The sequence below is a fragment of the Flavobacterium sp. MMLR14_040 genome, assembly GCF_033657265.1.
Taxonomy (GTDB): Bacteria; Bacteroidota; Bacteroidia; order Flavobacteriales; family Flavobacteriaceae; genus Flavobacterium.
The window spans coordinates 47,693-67,745 of the sequence record NZ_JAWVWO010000006.1; the positions used below are offsets into that span (position 1 = coordinate 47,693).

The window sequence follows — 20,053 nt, forward strand, 5'->3', positions numbered from 1 at the left end:
TTTTTATGTATTAAAAAGCAAAACAAGAACAGCCCAATGCGCCCCAAAAAGCGTTGTAATTATTGACCGGAACCGTACTCAGTCGTGCGGCATTATGATCGTGGGCATGAATATCACAACTTCCTGAACAGCAATGAATTTGTGCAGCATTATTTATAGTTGAATTTGATTTTTTCAACTTTAAATCAATGGCATTTTTGTTGTGCGATTCGGCGTGATAATAACCGTTGTAAATATTGGTTGGCGACCAGTCCGGAAGTATCGGGATTGACGGCGGCGAAAACGAAGAGAAATCCCCTTTTGCATACACAATTTTTCCGTCAACAACCGTAAGAACCGATTCTATGTTTTTAATATCTTCATCGTCGACTGTAAAATAATCGCGGTCCAAAACCACAAGATCGGCCAGCATTCCGGTTTCAATATTTCCTTTTTTATTTTGTTCCTGCGAAAACCAGGCACTTCCCTGTGTATAAAGCTGTAACGCAATTTCACGGCTCAAACGGCTTTCGTTATACAATTGCAAACCACCAACGGTTTTACCAACTGTAAGCCAATACATGGAGACCCACGGATTGTAACTGCTTACTCTTGTTGCATCTGAACCTCCTCCAACCGGAATTTCCATTTCGAGCATTTTCTTGATTGGCGGTGTGTTTGCAGCGGCTTTTGCACCATAACGATCTGTAAAATATTCACCCTGATATGCCATTCGGCTTTGGATTGCGATCCCGCCGCCCAAAGCTTTTACTCTTTCGATATTGCGTTCGTCGATCGTTTCGGCATGATCAAATATCCAGGGTAAATTATTGAACGGGATTTCTTTGTTTACTTTTTCGAAAACATTCAAAAAACGGGTAATACTTTCATTATAAGTCGCATGAAGTCTGAAAGGCCAGCGATTTGCAACCAATAACCGAATTACTTTTTCTAATTCTGCTTCCATATTTTCGGGAAGATCAGGTCTTGGCTGCAGAAAATCTTCAAAATCTGCTGCCGAAAAAACCAGCATTTCCCCCGCTCCGTTATGGCGGTACATATCATCGCCCTGATATAATTTTACTTCCTGGATCCATTCATCAAAATCTTCAAACTCTTGTTTTGGGCGCTGCGTAAATAAATTATAAGCGATACGAACGGTTAGTTCTTTCTTTTCATTTAATTCATTTACCACTTTATAATCGTCCGGAAAATTCTGAAATCCACCGCCGGCATCAATAACACTTGTGATCCCAAAACGGTTTAATTCTTTCATAAAATGACGGGTCGAATTAAGCTGGTGTTCGTAGGAAAGTTTTGGTCCTTTTGCCAGGGTCGAATACAAAATCATGGCATTTGGCGAAGCAATTATCAAACCTGTTGGTTCTCCGTTTGCATCTTTTTGGATCACTCCACCCGCAGGCGCCGGAGTATCTTTGGTAAAACCTATTACTTTTAATGCCGCGCGATTCATAAAGGCACGATCGTATAAATGCAATATAAAAACGGGCGTTTCGGGAGCAATTGCATTAATTTCCTCTAGCGTTGGCATGCGTCTTTCGGCAAACTGAAATTCAGACCAGCCTCCTACTACACGCACCCATTGCGGCGATGGCGTTCTGTCAACCTGTTCTTTCAACATTCGCATTGCATCTGCTAACGACGGAACTCCATCCCAACGCAATTCAAGGTTATAATTTAATCCGCCGCGAATCAAATGAATGTGGGAATCATTTAGCCCGGGAACGACTCTTTTTTGATGCAAATCAATCAATTTTGTTGCTGCATCACTATATTCTAAAATTTCGCTATCGCTGCCAACTGCAATAAATTTTCCGTCTTTAATGGCGACAGCTGTTGCGTTTTTATAATTGGTGTTGAAGGAATGTATTTTTCCGTTGAATAAAATTGTATCTGCTTTCATATTCAAATCCTTTTTGGTTTTTATTTCCGTAAACACTCTATTCAATAAAGATACCTAAAGTTTTAAACAGTTATAATACAAGTGCTTTACCATTTTTACTCTAATTAAATTTTACGATATATCGCTAATTTATGATGCGTTTATCATATTCAGCAATTGTTACTTAATATTGTGTTTGTTTTTCTTTACTGTTATATAAATTTTCACTTGCAATAAAATCAATCTTTAAAGCTTTTATTAATTCAAAATTTGACTGGATTTTTTACTAATCGTGCACTTTTTTAGTTTTGAAATATTTAAAAGATAATTATGGTCGAATTCTTGTTTACGAAAGGATATTAAACAAAAAATGACATAGCTTTGCTATCCTGTAGTAAGATTTATATCCTCTGAAAAAGCAAATTTATTGGCCTCAGAAACTATTTATGCAGTAGTAAATTAGAACTAATTACAGCATCCAACTATACCTTTTATGTATCATTTACTTAGAAACTGTTTTTTAATTTTTCTCTTTCAATTGAGTTTTACTGCCTTGTCGCAACCTTTATTAAAACAAGAAAGTGATAAAATAAAAATTGAATTAAAAACAAAACTAAATGATACCACACGTGTTTTAAAATTGCAAAAACTGAGTTTATATTATGTTACAAAAGTTGGCGAGGAAAAAGCCGATATGGACAGCAGTTATATTTTTGCCAAACAAGCTGAATTAATCAGTGACAAAATCAGGTTTTATAAGGGAAAATGGATGAGCCATATTTTGTATTCTCAAATATATCGCGAAGGCGGAAATCCTTTTAAAGGCAAAAGAGAACTTAAGAAGGTTTTTGAAATTGCGCGAAAAAACAATACTTCCTGGCTAGAAGGCGAAGCTTACCGGGAACTGACCAATTATTATAGTCTTGACAGCGAGATTGCCGAACGAATAAAAGTGGTCGAAAAAGCTTATCAGTCTTTAAAAAAAGGCGGTTCTAAACAACAAATTGCCGATATTTTACTCTATTACGGCGGTCATTATTTTTTTATGGGAGATTTTAAAGCGGCCCTTCAAAAATTTAATGAAGCCAAAGCTATCTATGAAACCATTGGCGATACTAAAAATCAGAATTTATACAGTCATCTGGCCGAAACGTATTCGAAACTGGGTTTGTATACCGAAGCTGTAAAATTTGGACTGATTTCTATAGAAATTGGGGAACAAAATAAGGATGTCTATTATTTGACAGAAGATTATAGCAATTTGGCACTTACCTATTATAAAATGGAAAATTATGAACTGGCGTTAAAATACCACCAAAAATCTTTTGATGGCAGTTTAAAGTTATATTCTGAATTTTTACCTTTTTACAACGCGAGTTATATTATTAAAGATTTACTGAAACTTGGCAGGAAAAAAGAAGCCAAAAATTTTTTAGATACAACTGTTAAAGATTTAAAAATAACGGATGGAAGAGATTTAATCTGGCTTCAAATATCTTATATTGCTGTTTATGATGATTTTGGCTGGTACAAACTGGCCGATAAATATTGCAATAAACTAATAGAGCTTCAAAAAGAGAATAAAACACTTTTGCCTATAATTTCGAATCTTGAAATTAATAACAACATTGTAAATCATTTATTTAAAACTAAAAATTATCAACTGGCAGCAGAATATCTGGATCGCAATAAAAAACTGGGTGCTTCTATCAAAGACATTAATATGATAATTAATGGTCATATGATGGCTTTCAAATTAGATTCTGCCTCCGGAAATTATATTTCGGCAATAGCCAATCTTAAAAAATACCAAAAAGCAAAAGACAGTATCTTTAATGATGTGAAATTTTATCAGATTTCAGATTTAGAGATAAAATACGAAACGGCAAAAAAGGATAAAAACATTCAATTATTAACGAATGAAAGTGAACTTCAAAAAGTTAAAATAAAAAATGATAAAGTAGTAAAACTTATTGCGGGTTTAGTTTTAATTTTAGTACTTATTATTACCGCCTTGATTTTTAGAAGTTATAAAAATAAAAAAGACACTAATAAAGAGCTCCAGATTAGTAAAAGCAGAATTGAAAAGAAAAATAAAATCCTGCAGAATGTTGTAAAGGAAAAAGAATGGCTTTTGAAAGAAGTGCATCATCGTGTAAAAAATAATTTGCAGGTGGTGATGAGTTTATTAAACACCCAATCTGTTTATTTAAAAGAAGAATCGGCTGTAAATGCGATAAAAGACAGTCAAAACAGAATCAATTCGATGTCGCTGATTCACCAGCGATTGTATCAGTCAGAAGGGCTTTCGTGCATTAAAATGCCGGAATATATTAAGGAACTTATTAGCTATTTAAAAGACAGTTACAACACCAATTACAGTTTTGTAGTTGATGTTGAATATATTGAAATGCATGTTGCGCAGGCAATTCCGATTGGTTTAATCTTGAATGAAGCTATTACAAATGCGATAAAATATGCTTTTCCAGATGAGAAAAAAGGAAAAATTACCATCACGCTAAAACATTTTGAGGGTGATTCTTTTTTACTTGAAATTGCCGATAATGGCGTTGGGATTGAAGGGGAAATTGATATTGAAAAATACGATTCGTTTGGTATGAAACTAATGGAAGGCCTTAGTAGAGATTTAAACGGAAAGTTCAGTATTACAAGTTCAAACGGATTAAAAGTGTCTGTAATTTTTGTTTACGATTATGCTTTTACGGTCAAATAAAATTAAAATATCCAATATAAATTTAACTAAATCATTACTATGGAAAATCAGGGTAAAATTAGAAAAGTAGCCATTGTGGGTTATAACCGAATTCCGTTTGCAAGGGCAAATACTTTTTATTCAGACGTTAGTAATCTACAAATGATGACGGCAACGCTTGATGGCCTTGTGGCAAAATACAACCTGAAAGGCGAATTACTTGGAGAAGTTGTTGGCGGTGCTGTAATCAAACACACCATGGATAATAATTTGATTAGAGAGTGTGTTATGAAAACGGCTCTTGATCCTGCTACTCCTGCATGCGATTTACAACAAGCCTGTGATACCGGTATTGAAAGTGCTATTTATATTGCCAATAAAATTGCTTTGGGTCAAATTGATTCGGGAATTGCGTGCGGTGTCGATTCTATTAGCGATATGCCAATTGCGGTGAGCGAAAAATTGAGAAAAATATTGCTGGATGCAAGAAAAGCAAAATCATTAGGCGAAAAAATAAAGATATTTTTAAAATTGAGACCCAAAGATTTAGCTCCGCTTGTTCCGAGAAATGAGGAAGCACAAACCGGACTTTCGATGGGCGGACACACGGAAATTACGGCCAAATATTATCAGATTCCGAGGGAAGACCAGGATAAACTGGCGCTTCAAAGTCATTTGAATATGGCAAAAGCATACGACGAAGGCTTTTTTGATGATATGATTACGCCTTTTAACGGACTTGAAAGAGATAATAATCTTAGAAAAGACAGTACGCTTGAAAAACTGGCAAAACTTTCTCCGGCTTTTGATAAAGTAAACGGAACCCTTACGGCAGGAAACTCTACTCCACTTACTGATGGTGCTTCGAGTATTCTTTTGGCGAGTGAAGAATGGGCAAAAGAGCATAATTTACCAATTCTTGCTTACATCACGCATGCCGAAGTTGCCGCAATTGAATATGTAAAAAATCAACAAAATTTATTGCTTGCTCCGGTATTTGCTGCAACAAGAATGCTTGAAAAAGCAAACTTAACATTACAGGATTTTGATTTTTATGAAATTCACGAAGCATTTGCAGCTCAGGTTTTGGCTACTTTAAAAATTTGGGAAAGCCCGGAACTTACCACAGCATTGGGATTAAAGAAAAATCTTGGTGCTATCGACAGAAGTAAACTAAATGTAAAAGGAAGCAGTCTGGCAGCCGCGCATCCGTTTGCAGCTACAGGCGGAAGAATTATTGGCGTTATGGCAAAATTACTAAACGAAAAAGGTTCCGGAAAAGGTTTTATTTCTATTTGTGCCGCTGGTGGACAGGGAATTACTATGATTATTGAGAAATAATTTTTTTTCACCATATAAGTTATATAAGAGAATATAAGTTTTATGGTGTACTAATAAGAAATATAGTTAGCAGGCGAATTTTCACGCGGATTTTAAAAAGATTGTAAGCAGATAATCATCAAAATTAAATCTGCTCAATCTGCCAAATCTGCGTGAAAAAATTTTTACCCTTAATTTTTGTTAAATAAAAAATCCAGACGTTTGTCTGGATTTTTTTATTCTTAAAACGAATATTCTTCAACGCTTGCTAATGCTTTTGGTAAAGCATTTTCGGCAAAATCAGGAATTGCAGTTCCTTCTACACGAAAAACGGTAATATCTGTCATTCCCAGAAAGCCAAGTACGGCGCGTAAATACGGTTCTGAGAAATCGTATGCTTTGTACGGACCATCAGAAAATATCGCTCCTGAAGCAATTGACAAATACACTTTTTTATTCGTTACCAATCCTTTTGGTGATCCATCAGCATAACTGAATGTTGCCCCTGCCCTTGCCACCTGATCAATCCATCCTTTTAAAACTGCGGGAATTCCGAAATTGTACATTGGTACTCCAATTACAATAACATCGGCTTCTAATAAATCTGTTATCGCTTCGTTGGAGTATTTAACAGTTTCTTGCTGTTCTGCTGTATGTGCTTCTGCAGGTGTGTAAAATGCAGCCAAATCCAATCCGCTCAAATATGGTGAAGGCACTTTAGAAAGATCAGATGTTTTTACCTGACTTTCCGGATATTCTGCTGCCAGTTTTTCCAGAATGGCGTTTGATAATTTAATGCTAAACGATGCATCTCCTTTTAGACTTGAAGTTATATTCAGAATTTTTTTGCTCATGATTATTTATTAATTTGTTTTATGATACAAACTTATATACATTTACTATCCCTTTTATAGTACTATCCCCGAGGATAGCGCTATCCTTGAGGATAGTAACGCAATTGGTATGATAAAAAACGACGAAATAAAAGAATTTGCCCATAGACCACAGGAATGCATGGCCGCATTATTGCCTGTAAGAGACGCATTGGAAGTTTTAAACGGAAGATGGAAATTACCGATATTAATCGCTTTGTCTGACAGACCAAAACGATTTAAGGAAATTTCGAAAGACATTAACGGAATTACCGACAAAATGCTTTCGAAAGAACTTAAAGATCTTGAGATAAATAAATTGGTAACGAGAACGGTTTATGACACGTTTCCGCCAACGGTTGAATATGCGCGAACCGAACACAGCCAATCGCTTACTCATGTGATTATGGCATTGAAAGACTGGGGGAAATTACACCGCAAAGAAATTATTGGGAAATAATTAAAAATTGAGAATCTTTCTCATAACTATCTCAAAAAAAAAGCGTTTCACTTCATATTTTTTCACGCAGATTTTAAAAAGATTTTAGCAGATGCACGCAGATTATTATCGAAATCTAAATCTGTTCAAATCTGCCAAATCTGCGTGAAATAAAAATCTAAAATCTTTGTTGTTTTAAACTCTCACACTCGTAACCTACTAAGATTGGATTTACGGGATGACAATATTGGGGTTACTTTGCGTTCAAGGGATTAAAATCCCTTGAACGCAAAGTAAATCATTCCTCTGGAATTTTATATAGAGTTCCGGAGGAACGCAACATATTGTAGGGATGGATTTTAATCCATCATTTGTAATTAGAATGGCCAATCTTTGCAGAGTTTCTTGCGGAGATTTACTTCGTCTGTTCGCTATCGCTTGAGTCTCGTTCCTCGGAATAACAAACTAGACAAAAAGACTCTTATGAAAACGAGTGCCCTAGCCCCGATAGAAGTGGAAATCCTTTTGTGGCGGGGTTCGCCACAAAAGATTGGAACGGATAGCGGGATTAGCTCCTGATTAAATTCCAAATTTCAATTCTAAAATCTACACTCTAAATTCTAAAATTTTTCTTAATGCGAAAATCCAAATGAAATACTTAGGATAATTATTCCGATGACAATCGCAGTAATCGTAACATACAGATAATCTTTCTCTAAAAGAAAAGAAAACAGCGAAAGTAAAACACGAAATACCGGCGTAAGAAATAACAATATTACTCCAAAAAAGATGATCGATTCTCCGCTTCCGTGAATGACTCCGCTGTAAACATTGGCAAATACTTCAAAAATATTTCTGTCGTTTTCTTTAAATACCGAATAATCTTCGATGTCGCTTCCGTGGTGCATCAAATAAACAATTCCGCCAACAAAAGCTACTGATAATGAAATCCATACACCGTAGCGCAATAAATTACCTATAATGGTTTGAAAATCTTTTTCTCCAAATTTTTCTTGTGTCATAGTTTTAGATTTTTCCATTAATTCCGTTATAAATCATGTTTATTGCCAATACAAAAATCAGGCAGGCAAAAAAGATGCGCAGTTTTTTAGGGTTTGTTTTTACCAATATTTTTGCTCCGGCCATGGCGCCAAATAATACACCAATTACAACCGGCATACAAATTCCGGGTTCGATATATCCTTTTTGAATATAGATTACAGAACTTGCCATTGCGGTAACGCCCATCATAAAATTGCTGGTTGTGGTAGAAACCTTAAACGGAATTCGCATAATATTGTCCATTGCAATAACTTTAAAAGCTCCTGAACCTATGCCCAATAAACCAGACATCATTCCGGCAAGTCCCATCATGCTGAAACCGCCAATTACATTTTTGGTTCCGTAATGTACAACTTGCCCGTCGTGTGTAGGATATGTTCCCTGCAGATGAAGTTTTTTTGCTAAAGGGCTTGATTCGAGAACAATATGTTCTTCTTTTTTTCTTAAAGAATTTATAGCCGAGAAAATTAAAGTCAATCCGAATAAAACGGCTATGAATGAAGTTGGTGCAATAGTAGAAAGTAATGCCCCGCCAACTGCGCCAATTGTGGTGGCGATTTCGAGAAAAATTCCCAAACGCATATTCGTTATTCCTTCTTTTACATATGCCGCCGCAGATCCCGACGAAGTTGCAATTACCGAAACTAAAGCCGCTCCAATAGCGTAATGAATATCGACCCCAAGCACAACGGTTAAAAGTGGTATGATAATTATTCCGCCGCCCAGTCCTGATAATGAACCTATAAAACCGGCTAAAAAAGCCCCGAGAATCATAATCAGGGTAAATGTAAGTACTGTCATGTGGTATATTATTTGGCTACTAATTTACGAATACATATTGGCTATTGCGGTATTATACTTTTCAATATTATAATAAAAAGCTCACATTTATTTTAAACTGCTTGTTTTTCAATTAAATAACTACAACTTAAAAATGCCTTAAAAATTTTTAAAAACGTAAAAAATAGGCATTTGATTACGAAAAAAACGATTTGATGATATAATTTATTAAAAATGAAATAAATACTGCATTTTGAGTTTAGAAATGCAGATAATCCGATTTAAAAAAAATCAGCAAAAACGATACTGTTTTAATTGTTTTACACTAATTTTAAGCCGCAAAAAAAAGTTGCGTTAATCTTATAAACCCCAAATTTACAAGACTTTAACTGTAGTAATTTTATTATTGATTTATAAAACTAAAATGTATGGTACTTTGTTTTAAAAGGCTTTATTTATTGTTGTTTTTATTTGTATCAATTGGTTTGCAGGCGCAAACAGTAAGTACAAAAACGCTTATTTCATCTTCATTTCACAGTTCACATTCTTCTATCATTTTTAATACTGCTGTAAGTACTTCTGTCAAAAACTTTCTGCTTGCAATAAATGAAAAACAGGATACACAATTGTTTATCATAATTACTTTTTTATCCCTCCTGATGCTGATTTCCGGGCTTTTATTTCAAACTTACAGGAGTTTAAGCGCACAACGTTTGTTAAACAGCAAACAAGAAGAAATTAATTCTCAAAAAATAGACAGTCTGCTAAAAGAACAGGAATTAAATCTAATTAAAGCCTGGATTGATGGCCAGCAAAAAGAACGTGAACATATTTCCCGGGAAATATACAATACGATTGGTAAAAATTTAGCTGCTGTAAAACTCCAGCTAAATCATCTCAATAATAGTAATTTGAGAAACATTACAAAGATTAATGGGCAACTGGAAGAAACTTATAAACTAGTACGAAACTTATCTAATTCTTTGGTTCCCAAGAAATTTAGTCCTGATAAATTTTGCGAAGTTTTAGAAACGTATATCATCAATTTAAGTAATGCGAGCCAATTAAAAATTTCGTTTATTGCTTATCCGAAAAAAGAAATCAATTCTGTCAATGAACTGATTCAAATGGAAGTCTTTAAAATAGTTCACGAGCTTTTAAACCATACAATCAAATATGCAAAAGCTTCACAAATCGAAATTCAGATTAACCTTATTGAAGACGATTTGTGCCTTTTATTTAAAGACAATGGCACTGAATTTCATACTAAAAATTATATGATGGGATTTGGTTATATTAATTTGGAAACCCGAATTCACAATTTAAAAGGTTCGTTTGTAATGGATTCTAAGCTCAAATCCGGAACTGTTATTGAAATAGAAATTCCGACTTTAATTGAAACATCAAACACAAAAAACAAATTTAAAACTGTGAAAGGTATCAATTTAAAGAACCAGCTGGATGACTTGAAAAGCAGGCTTTAAATACACTCTAATTCGAAATTAATTACAATAATTTACTTAACAAGATGCACTTCAGCTATTTTTTGAAGTGCATCTTATTTTATAACAACCTGTAAATTATGAAATTATGAAAGCCTTTTTGTGTAAATATTTAAAAAACATAGGAGGTAAATTTGTAATACTAATTATTTTAAACCTTATTATTATGAATACTTCAAATCACAGAACCAGCAGCACTACAGGTGCAAAAATGTCGGACAAAAAATCTGATATAAAATCTACTACTTCGAAAACCAATGCGAAGTCTGCAACAGACAAAAAAGCGAATTCTAAAAAAAATTAATTTCATAAAAATAGTATTATGAAAATAGAAAAAAGAGAAGATTACGGTCGTCGCGACCGTAATTTTCATAATTCAGAAAAAGTTACGATTAGCGCCAGAGAACGAAGCATACAAGAGTTTGGATATTGGGACCTGGAAGATGATTTGAGTATTTATAGCCAAACAGACAGCCATCACCCAAGATTTGCTAAAAACCCTGATGAAGAAGAACAAATTATCAATCAGGACGATGCTATTACAAATGATGAAAATCAGGAAGAAGCAGACCAAAAGCTTGAGGACTATTATGATGAAGAAGAAAATGATATTTATGAAGAAGAGGAAGAAGAAGACTTGTTTCGAGATGCAGATTTATCAGGAAATGGCAAATTTAGAGTTGAATAAAACTTTACCTTCTTTACGTTAAAAACATAAGAAAACCGTTAGCAAAAACTAACGGTTTTTTGTTTTTATAAAACTTCTTAAAGCTGAGTCTCTTCATAGACCAAATTGGCAACTGCATCTACGGCCTGTGCGATAATTTGTTCCGGATTTCCGTCGAATTTAAATCTCTTTGCTATTTCTTTATCCGGAAAAATAATATGTACAAAAATAGTTCCAACGGGCTTTGAGGGAGTTTCGCTTCCTCCGGGACTTGCTAATCCTGTTAAGGCCACACAAATATCCGAAGTAACAAAACGATGGAAATTCTGCGCCATTAATTTTGTTACAATGGCAGATTCTGCCGTATGTTGTTCGATAGTTCCCTTTGGTATCAAAAGTAAATCTTCTTTCATCGACACATGATAACAAACCAGGCCGCCAATTAAGATTTGTCCTGAATTAATAACGGTAGAAAATTCATTACACAGTTTTCCTGCCGATGCGCTTTCTACAAAACTTATCGTCCATTTTTTGTCTATTAGTGCCTGGCAGCACTGTATTACTTTTTCACTTGGCATATTATTGAGTCGTTTTAAAGTTAATACATGTCAAAATAATTTAGTTTCAGTTTACTGTAAATTACAAATTCGCTTCTCTTTCCCAAAAACGATGTTTGGCTAATGCATCAATAAAAGAAGCCGATAAATATTCATCGCCTATTTGATCGCTTACCAAAATACCAACGTCTCTAATGGGTTTTTCGGAATCATTATTATTAACAAACGGAAGTATTTCTATTCCCTGACCTTCGGCAGCAATAAATTTGCAATGTTTGTAAGCATCGGTAAGAAATTCTTTGACATCGCCATTGTTCCTTAAACTTAAAATTCCTTTTCCGGCGGGTACAAATACAGCATCAAAAAGTACAGAAGCCGCCGTTAGGTAACTTTGATCAACCGGAATTTCTGAACCTTCTTCAGAAACTATGGTTCCTAAATGCGGCGCTATAATTTTTACAACCGCTCCGGCCTTTTTTAAAGCTGTTTTCATATTGCTTACCGATGCCGCATTTACGTCATCTGCACATAAAAAAGCAATTTGTCTTGTTACAATAGAATCTTTACCGGTTTCACTTTTTAAAATACTTAAAGCATCAGAAGTTTCTGTGGGTCTTTTTACAAAAGTCGGCTCGTATTTATTTGGGTCGGCATCTGCTCCTACTCCATGATTAAGGGGTTTTTCAAGTTCTTTGGGAACTTTCAATCCTAATCCTTTGGCCACTTTACTTACCAAAATCTGATCTACACGCGAGAGCAAACCAAGCATTCTTTCTCTAATGGCAACTGTTTCTACTTTTCCCAATTCAAAAGTCAAAGCTTTAATAATATGTTCTTGTTCTGTATCGGTCTGACTTTGGTAAAAAAGCGTTGCCTGACTAAAATGATCTGAGAAACTCGCACTTCTGTCGCGAACTTTATGCGCATCGATTCGCTCGTTAAAACTTGCAAATCCCCCTTCGTCTATTTTTGCCTGAAACGGGCATCCTCCTCCTAATGAATTTGGGTGATAACTTACTCTGCCTGTTGCAATTTCCTGACGCATATGTCCATCACGCTGGTTATTGTGCATTGGCGCAATGGTGCGGTTAATGGGGATTTCATGAAAATTCGGACTTCCTAATCTTGACAATTGCGTATCTGTATAAGAAAATAAACGTCCTTGTAATAAAGGATCATTTGTAAAATCAATTCCGGGAACAACATGTCCGGGATGAAAAGCAACCTGTTCTGTCTCTGCAAAGAAATTATCGGGATTTTTATTTAATGTCATCTTACCAATAATCGTTACCGGAACAAGTTCTTCGGGAACTAATTTAGTTGGATCCAGTAAATCAAAATCAAAAATATGTTCGTCTTTCTCCGGAATAATCTGCACTCCTAATTCCCATTCGGGGAAATTTCCTGATTCTATGGCTTCCCATAAATCCTGTTTATGAAAATCAGAGTTTTTACCGGATATTTTTTGTGCTTCATCCCATAAAACACTATGGGTTCCTAATTTTGGTTTCCAATGAAATTTTACAAAATGAGATTCGTTTTTATCATTTACAAATCTAAAAGTATGGACGCCAAAACCTTCCATCATTCGCAGGCTTCTTGGTATTGCGCGATCGCTCATTACCCACATAATCATGTGCATGGATTCTGGCATTAGCGAAATAAAATCCCAAAAAGTATCGTGTGCAGATGCTGCCTGCGGAATTTCGTTATGCGGTTCGGGTTTTACGGCATGAATTAGATCGGGAAACTTCATGGCATCCTGAATAAAAAAGACAGGCATATTGTTTCCTACCAAATCAAAAATTCCTTCCTGTGTATAAAATTTTACGGCAAATCCGCGAACATCACGCGCCAAATCTGTAGAACCTCTTGAACCTGCTACTGTAGAAAATCGAACAAAAACCGGTGTTTTAATACTCGTATCGTTTAAAAAACCCGCCTTAGTATATTTGTCCATTGGTTTATAAAGTTCAAAATAACCGTGTGCTGCAGAACCTCTGGCATGTACAATACGTTCTGGAATGCGTTCATGGTCAAAATGGGTAATTTTTTCTCTCAGAATAAAATCTTCTAATAAAGATGGGCCTCTTTCGCCGGCTTTGGCAGAATTATTATTGTCGTTTATTTTAACTCCCTGATTTGTCGTGAGAAACTGATTTTCGGCATTAGATTTATTTATATCCAGATCTCTGTCCTTATCATTTGGATGATCTTGGTTTGGCGTGGAATTTTTCATTTTAAATGGGTTTTATATTTTTAAGTAGTATCGTGATTGATCTGAATTCATTTGGCCAAATGACAGTTGATCGCTTCAACAAAAGTAATTTACAAACAAAACCAACCCATTACATGATTGTTTACAAAGCTTACAATATTTAAACATTTGATAATCAAACAATAATTCATAATGTTAACTATAAAATAAAAAATGATAAATTAAGATCAAACTGTTAATTATGAAAATAGAATTGATTTTTCTGTAAGATGTTAAACCGATTTCGATGGTAGATTTGTAATGAACATTTTTACAGACCTGAAACATTCTGCACTGATATGAGAAATCTTTATCAATTAAAACAATTTCAAATTTTACTTGCTATGAAAAATGAAAACAATAAAAATTACGGACAAGTTGAACGTAATTTTCACCACGATGATACTATTACAGAAACACATAATGATGCTTCGGTAAAAGATTTATTTGATAACGATAAACTTAAATATCAGGAAGATGATCTTCAATATAAAGAAGATGACCTTCAATATAAAGATGAAGAACTGCACGACGTAAATCATGAAACAAATGATTTTAACCGAAACGAAAATATTCCGAATGAGGAACGTGTGATTGATGAAGATGATTTATCTACAAACGATGATCGTGAACTTAACGAAGAAAATCTGGATCAGGAAGTTGAAAAAGATGGAGATCTCGACAACAACGAAAATGAAAAACTAGAGGAAAATGACGAACATTTTCACGAAAACCATCCTCGCGAATAACATAATGCCAAAAAAATTGTAAATCGAAAGCCGTTACATTAAGTATGTAACGGCTTTTTGGTATGCGAAATTCTGTAAAATTAACAGAAAACTATATAAAGATGAAAAACAGGACGAATTGTAACTTTAAAAGATTGATTTCATACCAATTAAACTAAAAACATATAAACATGGACATTACAACTCAAATTGTCTGGCTTTTTATTCTTGCCATTCCCATATCGTGCATTGCATGGACTGTAACTCATGAAGAAATTTTTAAGGAACCGCGGGAATGGTGCGTAAAACGTTCTCAAAATGGCCGCACAATAATAATCAGAAAAGCTTTTTATCTTTTTACCTGCGAATATTGTTTTAGTCATTATGTCACTATATTTTTTATCGCCTTGTGTGATTATAAACTTTTAATTGATGATTGGCGCGGTTATCTCATTGCCGGTTTTGCACTGGTTTTTGTTGCCAATGTTTATATGAGTCTTTTTGGTTTATTGAGACAGGCAATTAAGAAAGAAAAAGTCGAAATCAAACAAATAGAAACGACTGAAGAAGAACATAAAATACTGTATTAAAGGTTAAAATATGGGAATTATATAACAATCTGAAAAAATTATGTAAAAACATGATGGGTCTCCCCTATATTTTTGTCGTAATCCTAAGAATAACCCCATAAAAAAATCAGACAATATGAAACATTTGAACTTAAAACTTATCTTTTTTATTCTTGTTATCTGCGTTGCAGGAATTAGCTGTAGCGGTCATTGTGATGACGAAGATTTGGTAAGAAGAGAAAAAGAAGCGAATATGGCAGCAATAAAACAAACAGATTCTCTTGAAGTAGATTAAAAATAAAAAAGCCTGTAATTTTTTACAGGCTTTTTCATCTTTGGGCATTATGGTTTTTTATTTGTATCAGTACCTGTTCCTAAACCGCCGTCAGAACCAGATCCTGTGCCTCCTGTTCCTGTACTATCTCTACGTGTGGTAGAATTAGGAGTAGAAGGACTTGTAGTTTTAGACTTATCTGTATGCTGCTTATGGGCAGGATCGTTTTTATAAGTCGTTGTACTCTTTTTATTCGTCTTCTGTACGGTTGTAGTATCGGTCGTACTTTTAGATTGCTTTTTTTTCTGGGTATCTTGTGCCATGGCTGCACTTCCTAGAAACATAATCATTGCACATGTTAAAAATAAATTTTTCATAATATTGATTTTTACAATTAATAATTTGATTATAAACTATCTACATTTTTGTATTTAACTTACATGTACAAATTTTATAAAGAATTGCAACACCTGCTTATATTTTAAAGTTTTCATTTTTATAAGATTTCCACTTCATACTCACCTTTTTTAATTGTAAAAGGATTCATACCTTTGATCATGTTTAATAATTAAGTTTTATGAATATTCCTGATAATACACGCCCAAAAAAAACAACCCAGGATTTTCCCGTAGTTGGTATTGGAGCCTCTGCCGGAGGTTTGGATGCCTTTAAAAAACTACTTAAAACCATACCTCAAAATTCGGGTATGGCTTATGTTATCGTACAGCATTTATCACCGGATTATCCTAGTAATTTAACCGAAATATTAGCCCAGCATACTAAAGTACCGGTTCATGAGATTGTTAATGATATTAACCTCTCTCCCAATCACATTTATATTATTCCGGAGAGCAATAATTTGATTGCCGAAGACGGAGTTTTAAAACTGCACAAAAGAACCCGCAGTGATAAAACAAACAAAAGCATTGATATCTTTTTTGAATCACTTGCTCAGGTACATAAAAGTTTTGCCATTGGGGTAATACTTTCCGGAACTGCTTTTGACGGTACGATTGGGTTAAAAAAAATAAAAGAATTAGGCGGCGCAACAATTGCGCAGGAGCCTGAAACTGCTGCTTTTAAAGGAATGCCGCAAAGTGCGATCGATGCCGATGTGATCGATTATATACTGGCTCCTGAACAAATTGCCTCTCAGTTAATCGAAATTCGCAAAAGTTATATTACCAATCACGCTTACAGCGAAGAAGAAGACATTCTGAATCAAATTATAAATCTGGTGTTTTTAAGAACGGGAAATGATTTTCGTCATTACAAACAGCCTACAATAAGAAGACGTATTGCCCGCCGAATGGTTATTTTAAGAAGAGAAACCATGCAGGATTATTACAATATTCTTCGAAATGACAAAAACGAACAGGATGCGCTTTTTAACGATTTCCTGATTCCGGTTACGTATTTTTTTAGAGATGAAAAGTACTTTGAAACCTTGCCAAATCTGGTTTTTCCGCAGCTGATTAATAATATCGTAAACAATAATTTAAGAATTTGGGTAGCAGGCTGTGCTTCCGGCGAAGAAGCATATTCGCTGGCAATTTGTCTTCATGAATATTTATCTCAAAAAAATCTAAAGGAAGTCAGAGTTCAAATTTTTGCTTCGGATATATCCGAAAAATGCATTGCAAAAGCCCGGGCAGCGTTATATACGCCTCAGGATGTGCAGCAAATTTCTGAAATGAGACTGCACAATTATTTTACCAAGAGAGACGGGCATTATCATATCAATAAGGTAATTCGTGATATGTGTATTTTTGCGGTTCACAATTTTATAAAAGATCCTCCTTTTGCGAGAATCGATTTGGTTTCATGCCGAAATGTTTTAATATATTTTGACCCGTTTTTACAAAATAAAGTGTTGAGCTCTTTTCATTATTCCTTAAAAGAGAAAGGCTTTTTATTTCTCGGAAAATCAGAAACCGCAAGCAATGCCCCAAATTTATTTGAAAATGTGGGCAAACATGAAAAAATATACACACGCAAATTTGCTCCCGGACGTTATGTACCCGAAGCATTTAAGCCTGCACACGTTAGTGCGCGTGAAAAAACGACGAACTACGATGTGAAAAATGTTCCGGAAACTGATTTTAAAAAAATAGCTTCTGATATTTTATTTTCAAAATATACGCCGGCAAGTGTTATCATAAATGAGCATTCAGAAATTGTTCATTTTCATGGAGACACAAGTCCGTTTTTATTACCTTCTCCGGGTAAACCGAATTTTAATATCCTAAAAATGGCACGCGAAGGCATTAGTTTTGAGCTTCGCAACGCACTTTTAAAAGTAAAAAAAGAAAAAGAAAACCTCATAAAAGAAAATATCAAAGTTAAGGATCAGGATTATCTGGCATCTTTTGAGATACTTACGCTACCTTATGATGATTTGCACCTTATGGTTCTCTTTCATAAAAAACCTACTCCTGAAATCGATAATGATGCCAAATTAAATGCAAGTGCATCTGATAAACAACGAATTAAGGAACTGGAAAAAGAGCTTAACCAGATGCGCGAAGATATTAAACGCGTTACCGAAGAACAGCAGACCGCTTTTGAAGAACTGCAGACTACAAACGAAGAATTATTAAGCAGCAGCGAAGAACTTCAGGCAATGAATGAAGAACTGGAAACTTCTACAGAAGAACTTCAGTCGAATAATGAAGAATTAATGTGTGTAAATGATGAACTTCTGGATCGTCAGGAACAGCTTATTTCGACACGCAATTATTCTGAATCGATTGTAAAAACGATTCGCGAGCCTTTGCTTATCATCGATAAGGATTTTATTATAAAAAGTGCCAATCCTGCTTTTTACAAATATTTTCAAACAACAGAAGCAGAAACAGAAGGTCATGCCTTTTTTGAAATTGGCGACTGTCAATGGGATATTCCTGAATTTAAAGAACAAATTTTTCAAATGCTGGGAGAAAAAAATACCCTTGAAGATTTTAAGGTTGATACCTTTTGTTCCGGAATTGGCAAAAAAGTAATGATGGTAAATGCGCGTAAAATTGCACATTCAAAACCGGAAGGAATGATTCTTTTGGCACTTGAAGATATTACAGATTTAAGTGTTACAAATGAATTGCTCAAAACTAAAAATGCAGAATTAGAAAGATATAACAAACAGCTGGAATTGTTTACCTCTTCGGCAAGTCATGATTTACAGGAGCCGTTGCGAAAAATTAATATGTTTTGCAAAAGAGTTTTTGATACAGAAAAGGACTTATCAGAAAGCGGCAGACATAATTTAGAACGTATTTTGTTTTCGGTAAACAATATGAGTCAGTTAATTACTGATTTGATCAATTATTCGAGAATTAATTTTATCGAAAAAGAATTTAAAAAGACAGATCTGAATTTACTTTTAAAGAAGACAATTAATGATATGAAAGATGTAATTGCAGAAAAAAATGCGATTGTGATTACAGATCCTATTCCGCAATTAAACGTTATTCCGTATCAAATACAGCAATTGTTTACCAATTTAATTTCTAATTCAATTAAATACGCAAAAGAAAATGTTGTTCCCGAAATAAAAATAAGTTCACAACAGCCTACAAATGAAGAAGTAATCGAAGTTGGAGGAAATCTGCAGACACATTATCTTAAAATTTGTGTTACAGATAACGGAATTGGTATTGCCAAAAATTATGAAGCCAAAATTTTTGAACCTTTTTACAGATTACATAATAGTGATCAATACATCGGCAGCGGTCTTGGACTAACTTTGGTACAAAAAATTGTCAACAATCATCACGGCTTTATAAAAGTTTCAAGTAAAATCAACGAAGAAACAAATATGATTATTTATTTGCCGTTTAATTAATTCAAACATTAATATTCAATAACATAAAAAAAAGCGGTAAACATAATTTACCGCTTTCTTGTTTCTAATTTTTTAAATCTTTCTGGCCTTTACTTTTGCCATATTGGGTTATAGATTCCGTTTTACTCCAATATTCGACTATAGTACGAATAACTTCTTTAAATTTTTCGTACGTATACGGATTTACAACGTAACTTTGTGTTGGCAGCGAATATACATCGAGCACAAAACACTGATTAAATACCGTTGTAAAAAACAAACAGGGACAATTTAATTCTATACTCAAATTTTTGTACGGAATATGAGCTGTTTGTTTATCATCCATATGAAGCAGTACAATATCTGCAAAAATTAAAAATGCTGAAACATCATGTGTTGTCAGATAATTATAAGCATCATTCCCCGAATTAAAGCATAAAATTTTATTAGAAACTCCTAATTCAGAGAAAATTTGTGTAAATAACTTACGATCTCCCTGATTATTTTCTATAAGCACAATAGGTCCCTTTTGGTTCATAATAGTTCTTTTTAGTTATAAAATAAGATCGAAAAACAATCTTGATTACTGCCCTTTTTGTGGTAGCAAAAAT

The 20,053-nt window shown here is 34.3% G+C and carries 18 protein-coding genes; 10 read left to right on the plus strand and 8 right to left on the minus strand.

The genetic code is table 11. The features are described 5' to 3' along the window. Positions 1-10: 10 nt before the first annotated feature. Positions 11-1,903 (minus strand): amidohydrolase, encoded by a 1,893-nt coding sequence (locus SD960_RS10130; protein WP_318802658.1) that lies wholly within the window; start codon positions 1,901-1,903, stop codon positions 11-13. Positions 1,904-2,375: 472 nt separating this feature from the next. Between SD960_RS10130 and SD960_RS10135 the strand changes: the two genes are divergently transcribed. Together SD960_RS10135 and SD960_RS10140 are read left to right on the plus strand one after the other, a co-directional pair. Beyond that, positions 2,376-4,616 (plus strand): histidine kinase dimerization/phosphoacceptor domain -containing protein, encoded by a 2,241-nt coding sequence (locus SD960_RS10135; protein WP_318802659.1) that lies wholly within the window; start codon positions 2,376-2,378, stop codon positions 4,614-4,616. 39 nt (positions 4,617-4,655) lie between these two features. Next, the gene (locus SD960_RS10140; protein WP_318802660.1) at positions 4,656-5,936 is read left to right on the plus strand and encodes an acetyl-CoA C-acetyltransferase; all 1,281 of its coding nucleotides are present in this window, start codon (positions 4,656-4,658) and stop codon (positions 5,934-5,936) included. Between the two features lie 221 nt (positions 5,937-6,157). On the opposite strand, the gene SD960_RS10145 is transcribed toward SD960_RS10140, so the two are convergent. Beyond that, positions 6,158-6,769, minus strand: coding sequence for an FMN-dependent NADH-azoreductase (locus tag SD960_RS10145; protein ID WP_318802662.1), 612 nt, complete (start codon positions 6,767-6,769; stop codon positions 6,158-6,160). A gap of 109 nt (positions 6,770-6,878) precedes the next feature. On the opposite strand from SD960_RS10145, the gene SD960_RS10150 reads away from it, so the two are divergent. Beyond that, positions 6,879-7,247, plus strand: a complete 369-nt coding sequence (locus tag SD960_RS10150; protein ID WP_115845380.1) for a winged helix-turn-helix transcriptional regulator — start codon at positions 6,879-6,881, stop codon at positions 7,245-7,247. A 611-nt stretch (positions 7,248-7,858) separates the two neighbouring features. Here SD960_RS10150 and SD960_RS10155 read toward each other — a convergent pair. After that, positions 7,859-8,248 (minus strand): DUF1634 domain-containing protein, encoded by a 390-nt coding sequence (locus tag SD960_RS10155; RefSeq protein WP_318802664.1) that lies wholly within the window; start codon positions 8,246-8,248, stop codon positions 7,859-7,861. 4 nt (positions 8,249-8,252) lie between these two features. Continuing rightward, positions 8,253-9,089 (minus strand): sulfite exporter TauE/SafE family protein, encoded by an 837-nt coding sequence (locus tag SD960_RS10160; RefSeq protein ID WP_318802665.1) that lies wholly within the window; start codon positions 9,087-9,089, stop codon positions 8,253-8,255. Positions 9,090-9,496: 407 nt separating this feature from the next. Here SD960_RS10160 and SD960_RS10165 point away from each other — a divergent pair, with 407 nt between their 5' ends. The 3 genes from SD960_RS10165 (at position 9,497) to SD960_RS10175 (ending at position 11,258) form a co-directional block, all read left to right on the plus strand. Further along, positions 9,497-10,552, plus strand: a complete 1,056-nt coding sequence (locus tag SD960_RS10165) for a hypothetical protein (protein WP_318802667.1) — start codon at positions 9,497-9,499, stop codon at positions 10,550-10,552. A gap of 184 nt (positions 10,553-10,736) precedes the next feature. Then, positions 10,737-10,874, plus strand: a complete 138-nt coding sequence (locus SD960_RS10170; RefSeq protein ID WP_318802669.1) for a hypothetical protein — start codon at positions 10,737-10,739, stop codon at positions 10,872-10,874. A gap of 18 nt (positions 10,875-10,892) precedes the next feature. Beyond that, positions 10,893-11,258 carry a hypothetical protein gene (locus tag SD960_RS10175; RefSeq protein WP_318802671.1) on the plus strand — a complete coding sequence of 122 codons (366 nt, stop codon included), beginning with the start codon at positions 10,893-10,895 and terminating at the stop codon, positions 11,256-11,258. 77 nt (positions 11,259-11,335) lie between these two features. Here SD960_RS10175 and SD960_RS10180 read toward each other — a convergent pair whose 3' ends face one another. Further along, entirely contained in the window at positions 11,336-11,815 is a 480-nt protein-coding gene (locus SD960_RS10180) for a CinA family protein (protein WP_318802674.1), read from the minus strand. A 61-nt stretch (positions 11,816-11,876) separates the two neighbouring features. Continuing rightward, positions 11,877-14,033, minus strand: a complete 2,157-nt coding sequence (locus SD960_RS10185) for a catalase (RefSeq protein ID WP_318802676.1) — start codon at positions 14,031-14,033, stop codon at positions 11,877-11,879. A gap of 362 nt (positions 14,034-14,395) precedes the next feature. Here SD960_RS10185 and SD960_RS10190 point away from each other — a divergent pair, with 362 nt between their 5' ends. The 3 genes from SD960_RS10190 (at position 14,396) to SD960_RS10200 (ending at position 15,643) form a co-directional block, all read left to right on the plus strand. Beyond that, positions 14,396-14,800 (plus strand): hypothetical protein, encoded by a 405-nt coding sequence (locus SD960_RS10190; protein ID WP_318802678.1) that lies wholly within the window; start codon positions 14,396-14,398, stop codon positions 14,798-14,800. Between the two features lie 170 nt (positions 14,801-14,970). After that, a complete protein-coding gene (locus SD960_RS10195; protein ID WP_318802680.1) occupies positions 14,971-15,369 on the plus strand; it encodes a hypothetical protein in 399 nt (132 codons plus the stop codon). A gap of 115 nt (positions 15,370-15,484) precedes the next feature. Then, complete coding sequence (locus tag SD960_RS10200; protein WP_318802681.1) at positions 15,485-15,643, plus strand: hypothetical protein; 159 nt, start codon at positions 15,485-15,487, stop codon at positions 15,641-15,643. Between the two features lie 47 nt (positions 15,644-15,690). Here SD960_RS10200 and SD960_RS10205 read toward each other — a convergent pair whose 3' ends face one another. Beyond that, the gene (locus SD960_RS10205) at positions 15,691-15,999 is read right to left on the minus strand and encodes a hypothetical protein (RefSeq protein WP_318802683.1); all 309 of its coding nucleotides are present in this window, start codon (positions 15,997-15,999) and stop codon (positions 15,691-15,693) included. A gap of 200 nt (positions 16,000-16,199) precedes the next feature. Between SD960_RS10205 and SD960_RS10210 the strand changes: the two genes are divergently transcribed. Beyond that, positions 16,200-19,463 (plus strand): CheR family methyltransferase, encoded by a 3,264-nt coding sequence (locus SD960_RS10210; RefSeq protein ID WP_318802685.1) that lies wholly within the window; start codon positions 16,200-16,202, stop codon positions 19,461-19,463. 64 nt (positions 19,464-19,527) lie between these two features. On the opposite strand, the gene SD960_RS10215 is transcribed toward SD960_RS10210, so the two are convergent. Then, entirely contained in the window at positions 19,528-19,980 is a 453-nt protein-coding gene (locus SD960_RS10215) for a hypothetical protein (protein ID WP_318802687.1), read from the minus strand. Between the last annotated feature and the right edge of the window lie 73 nt (positions 19,981-20,053).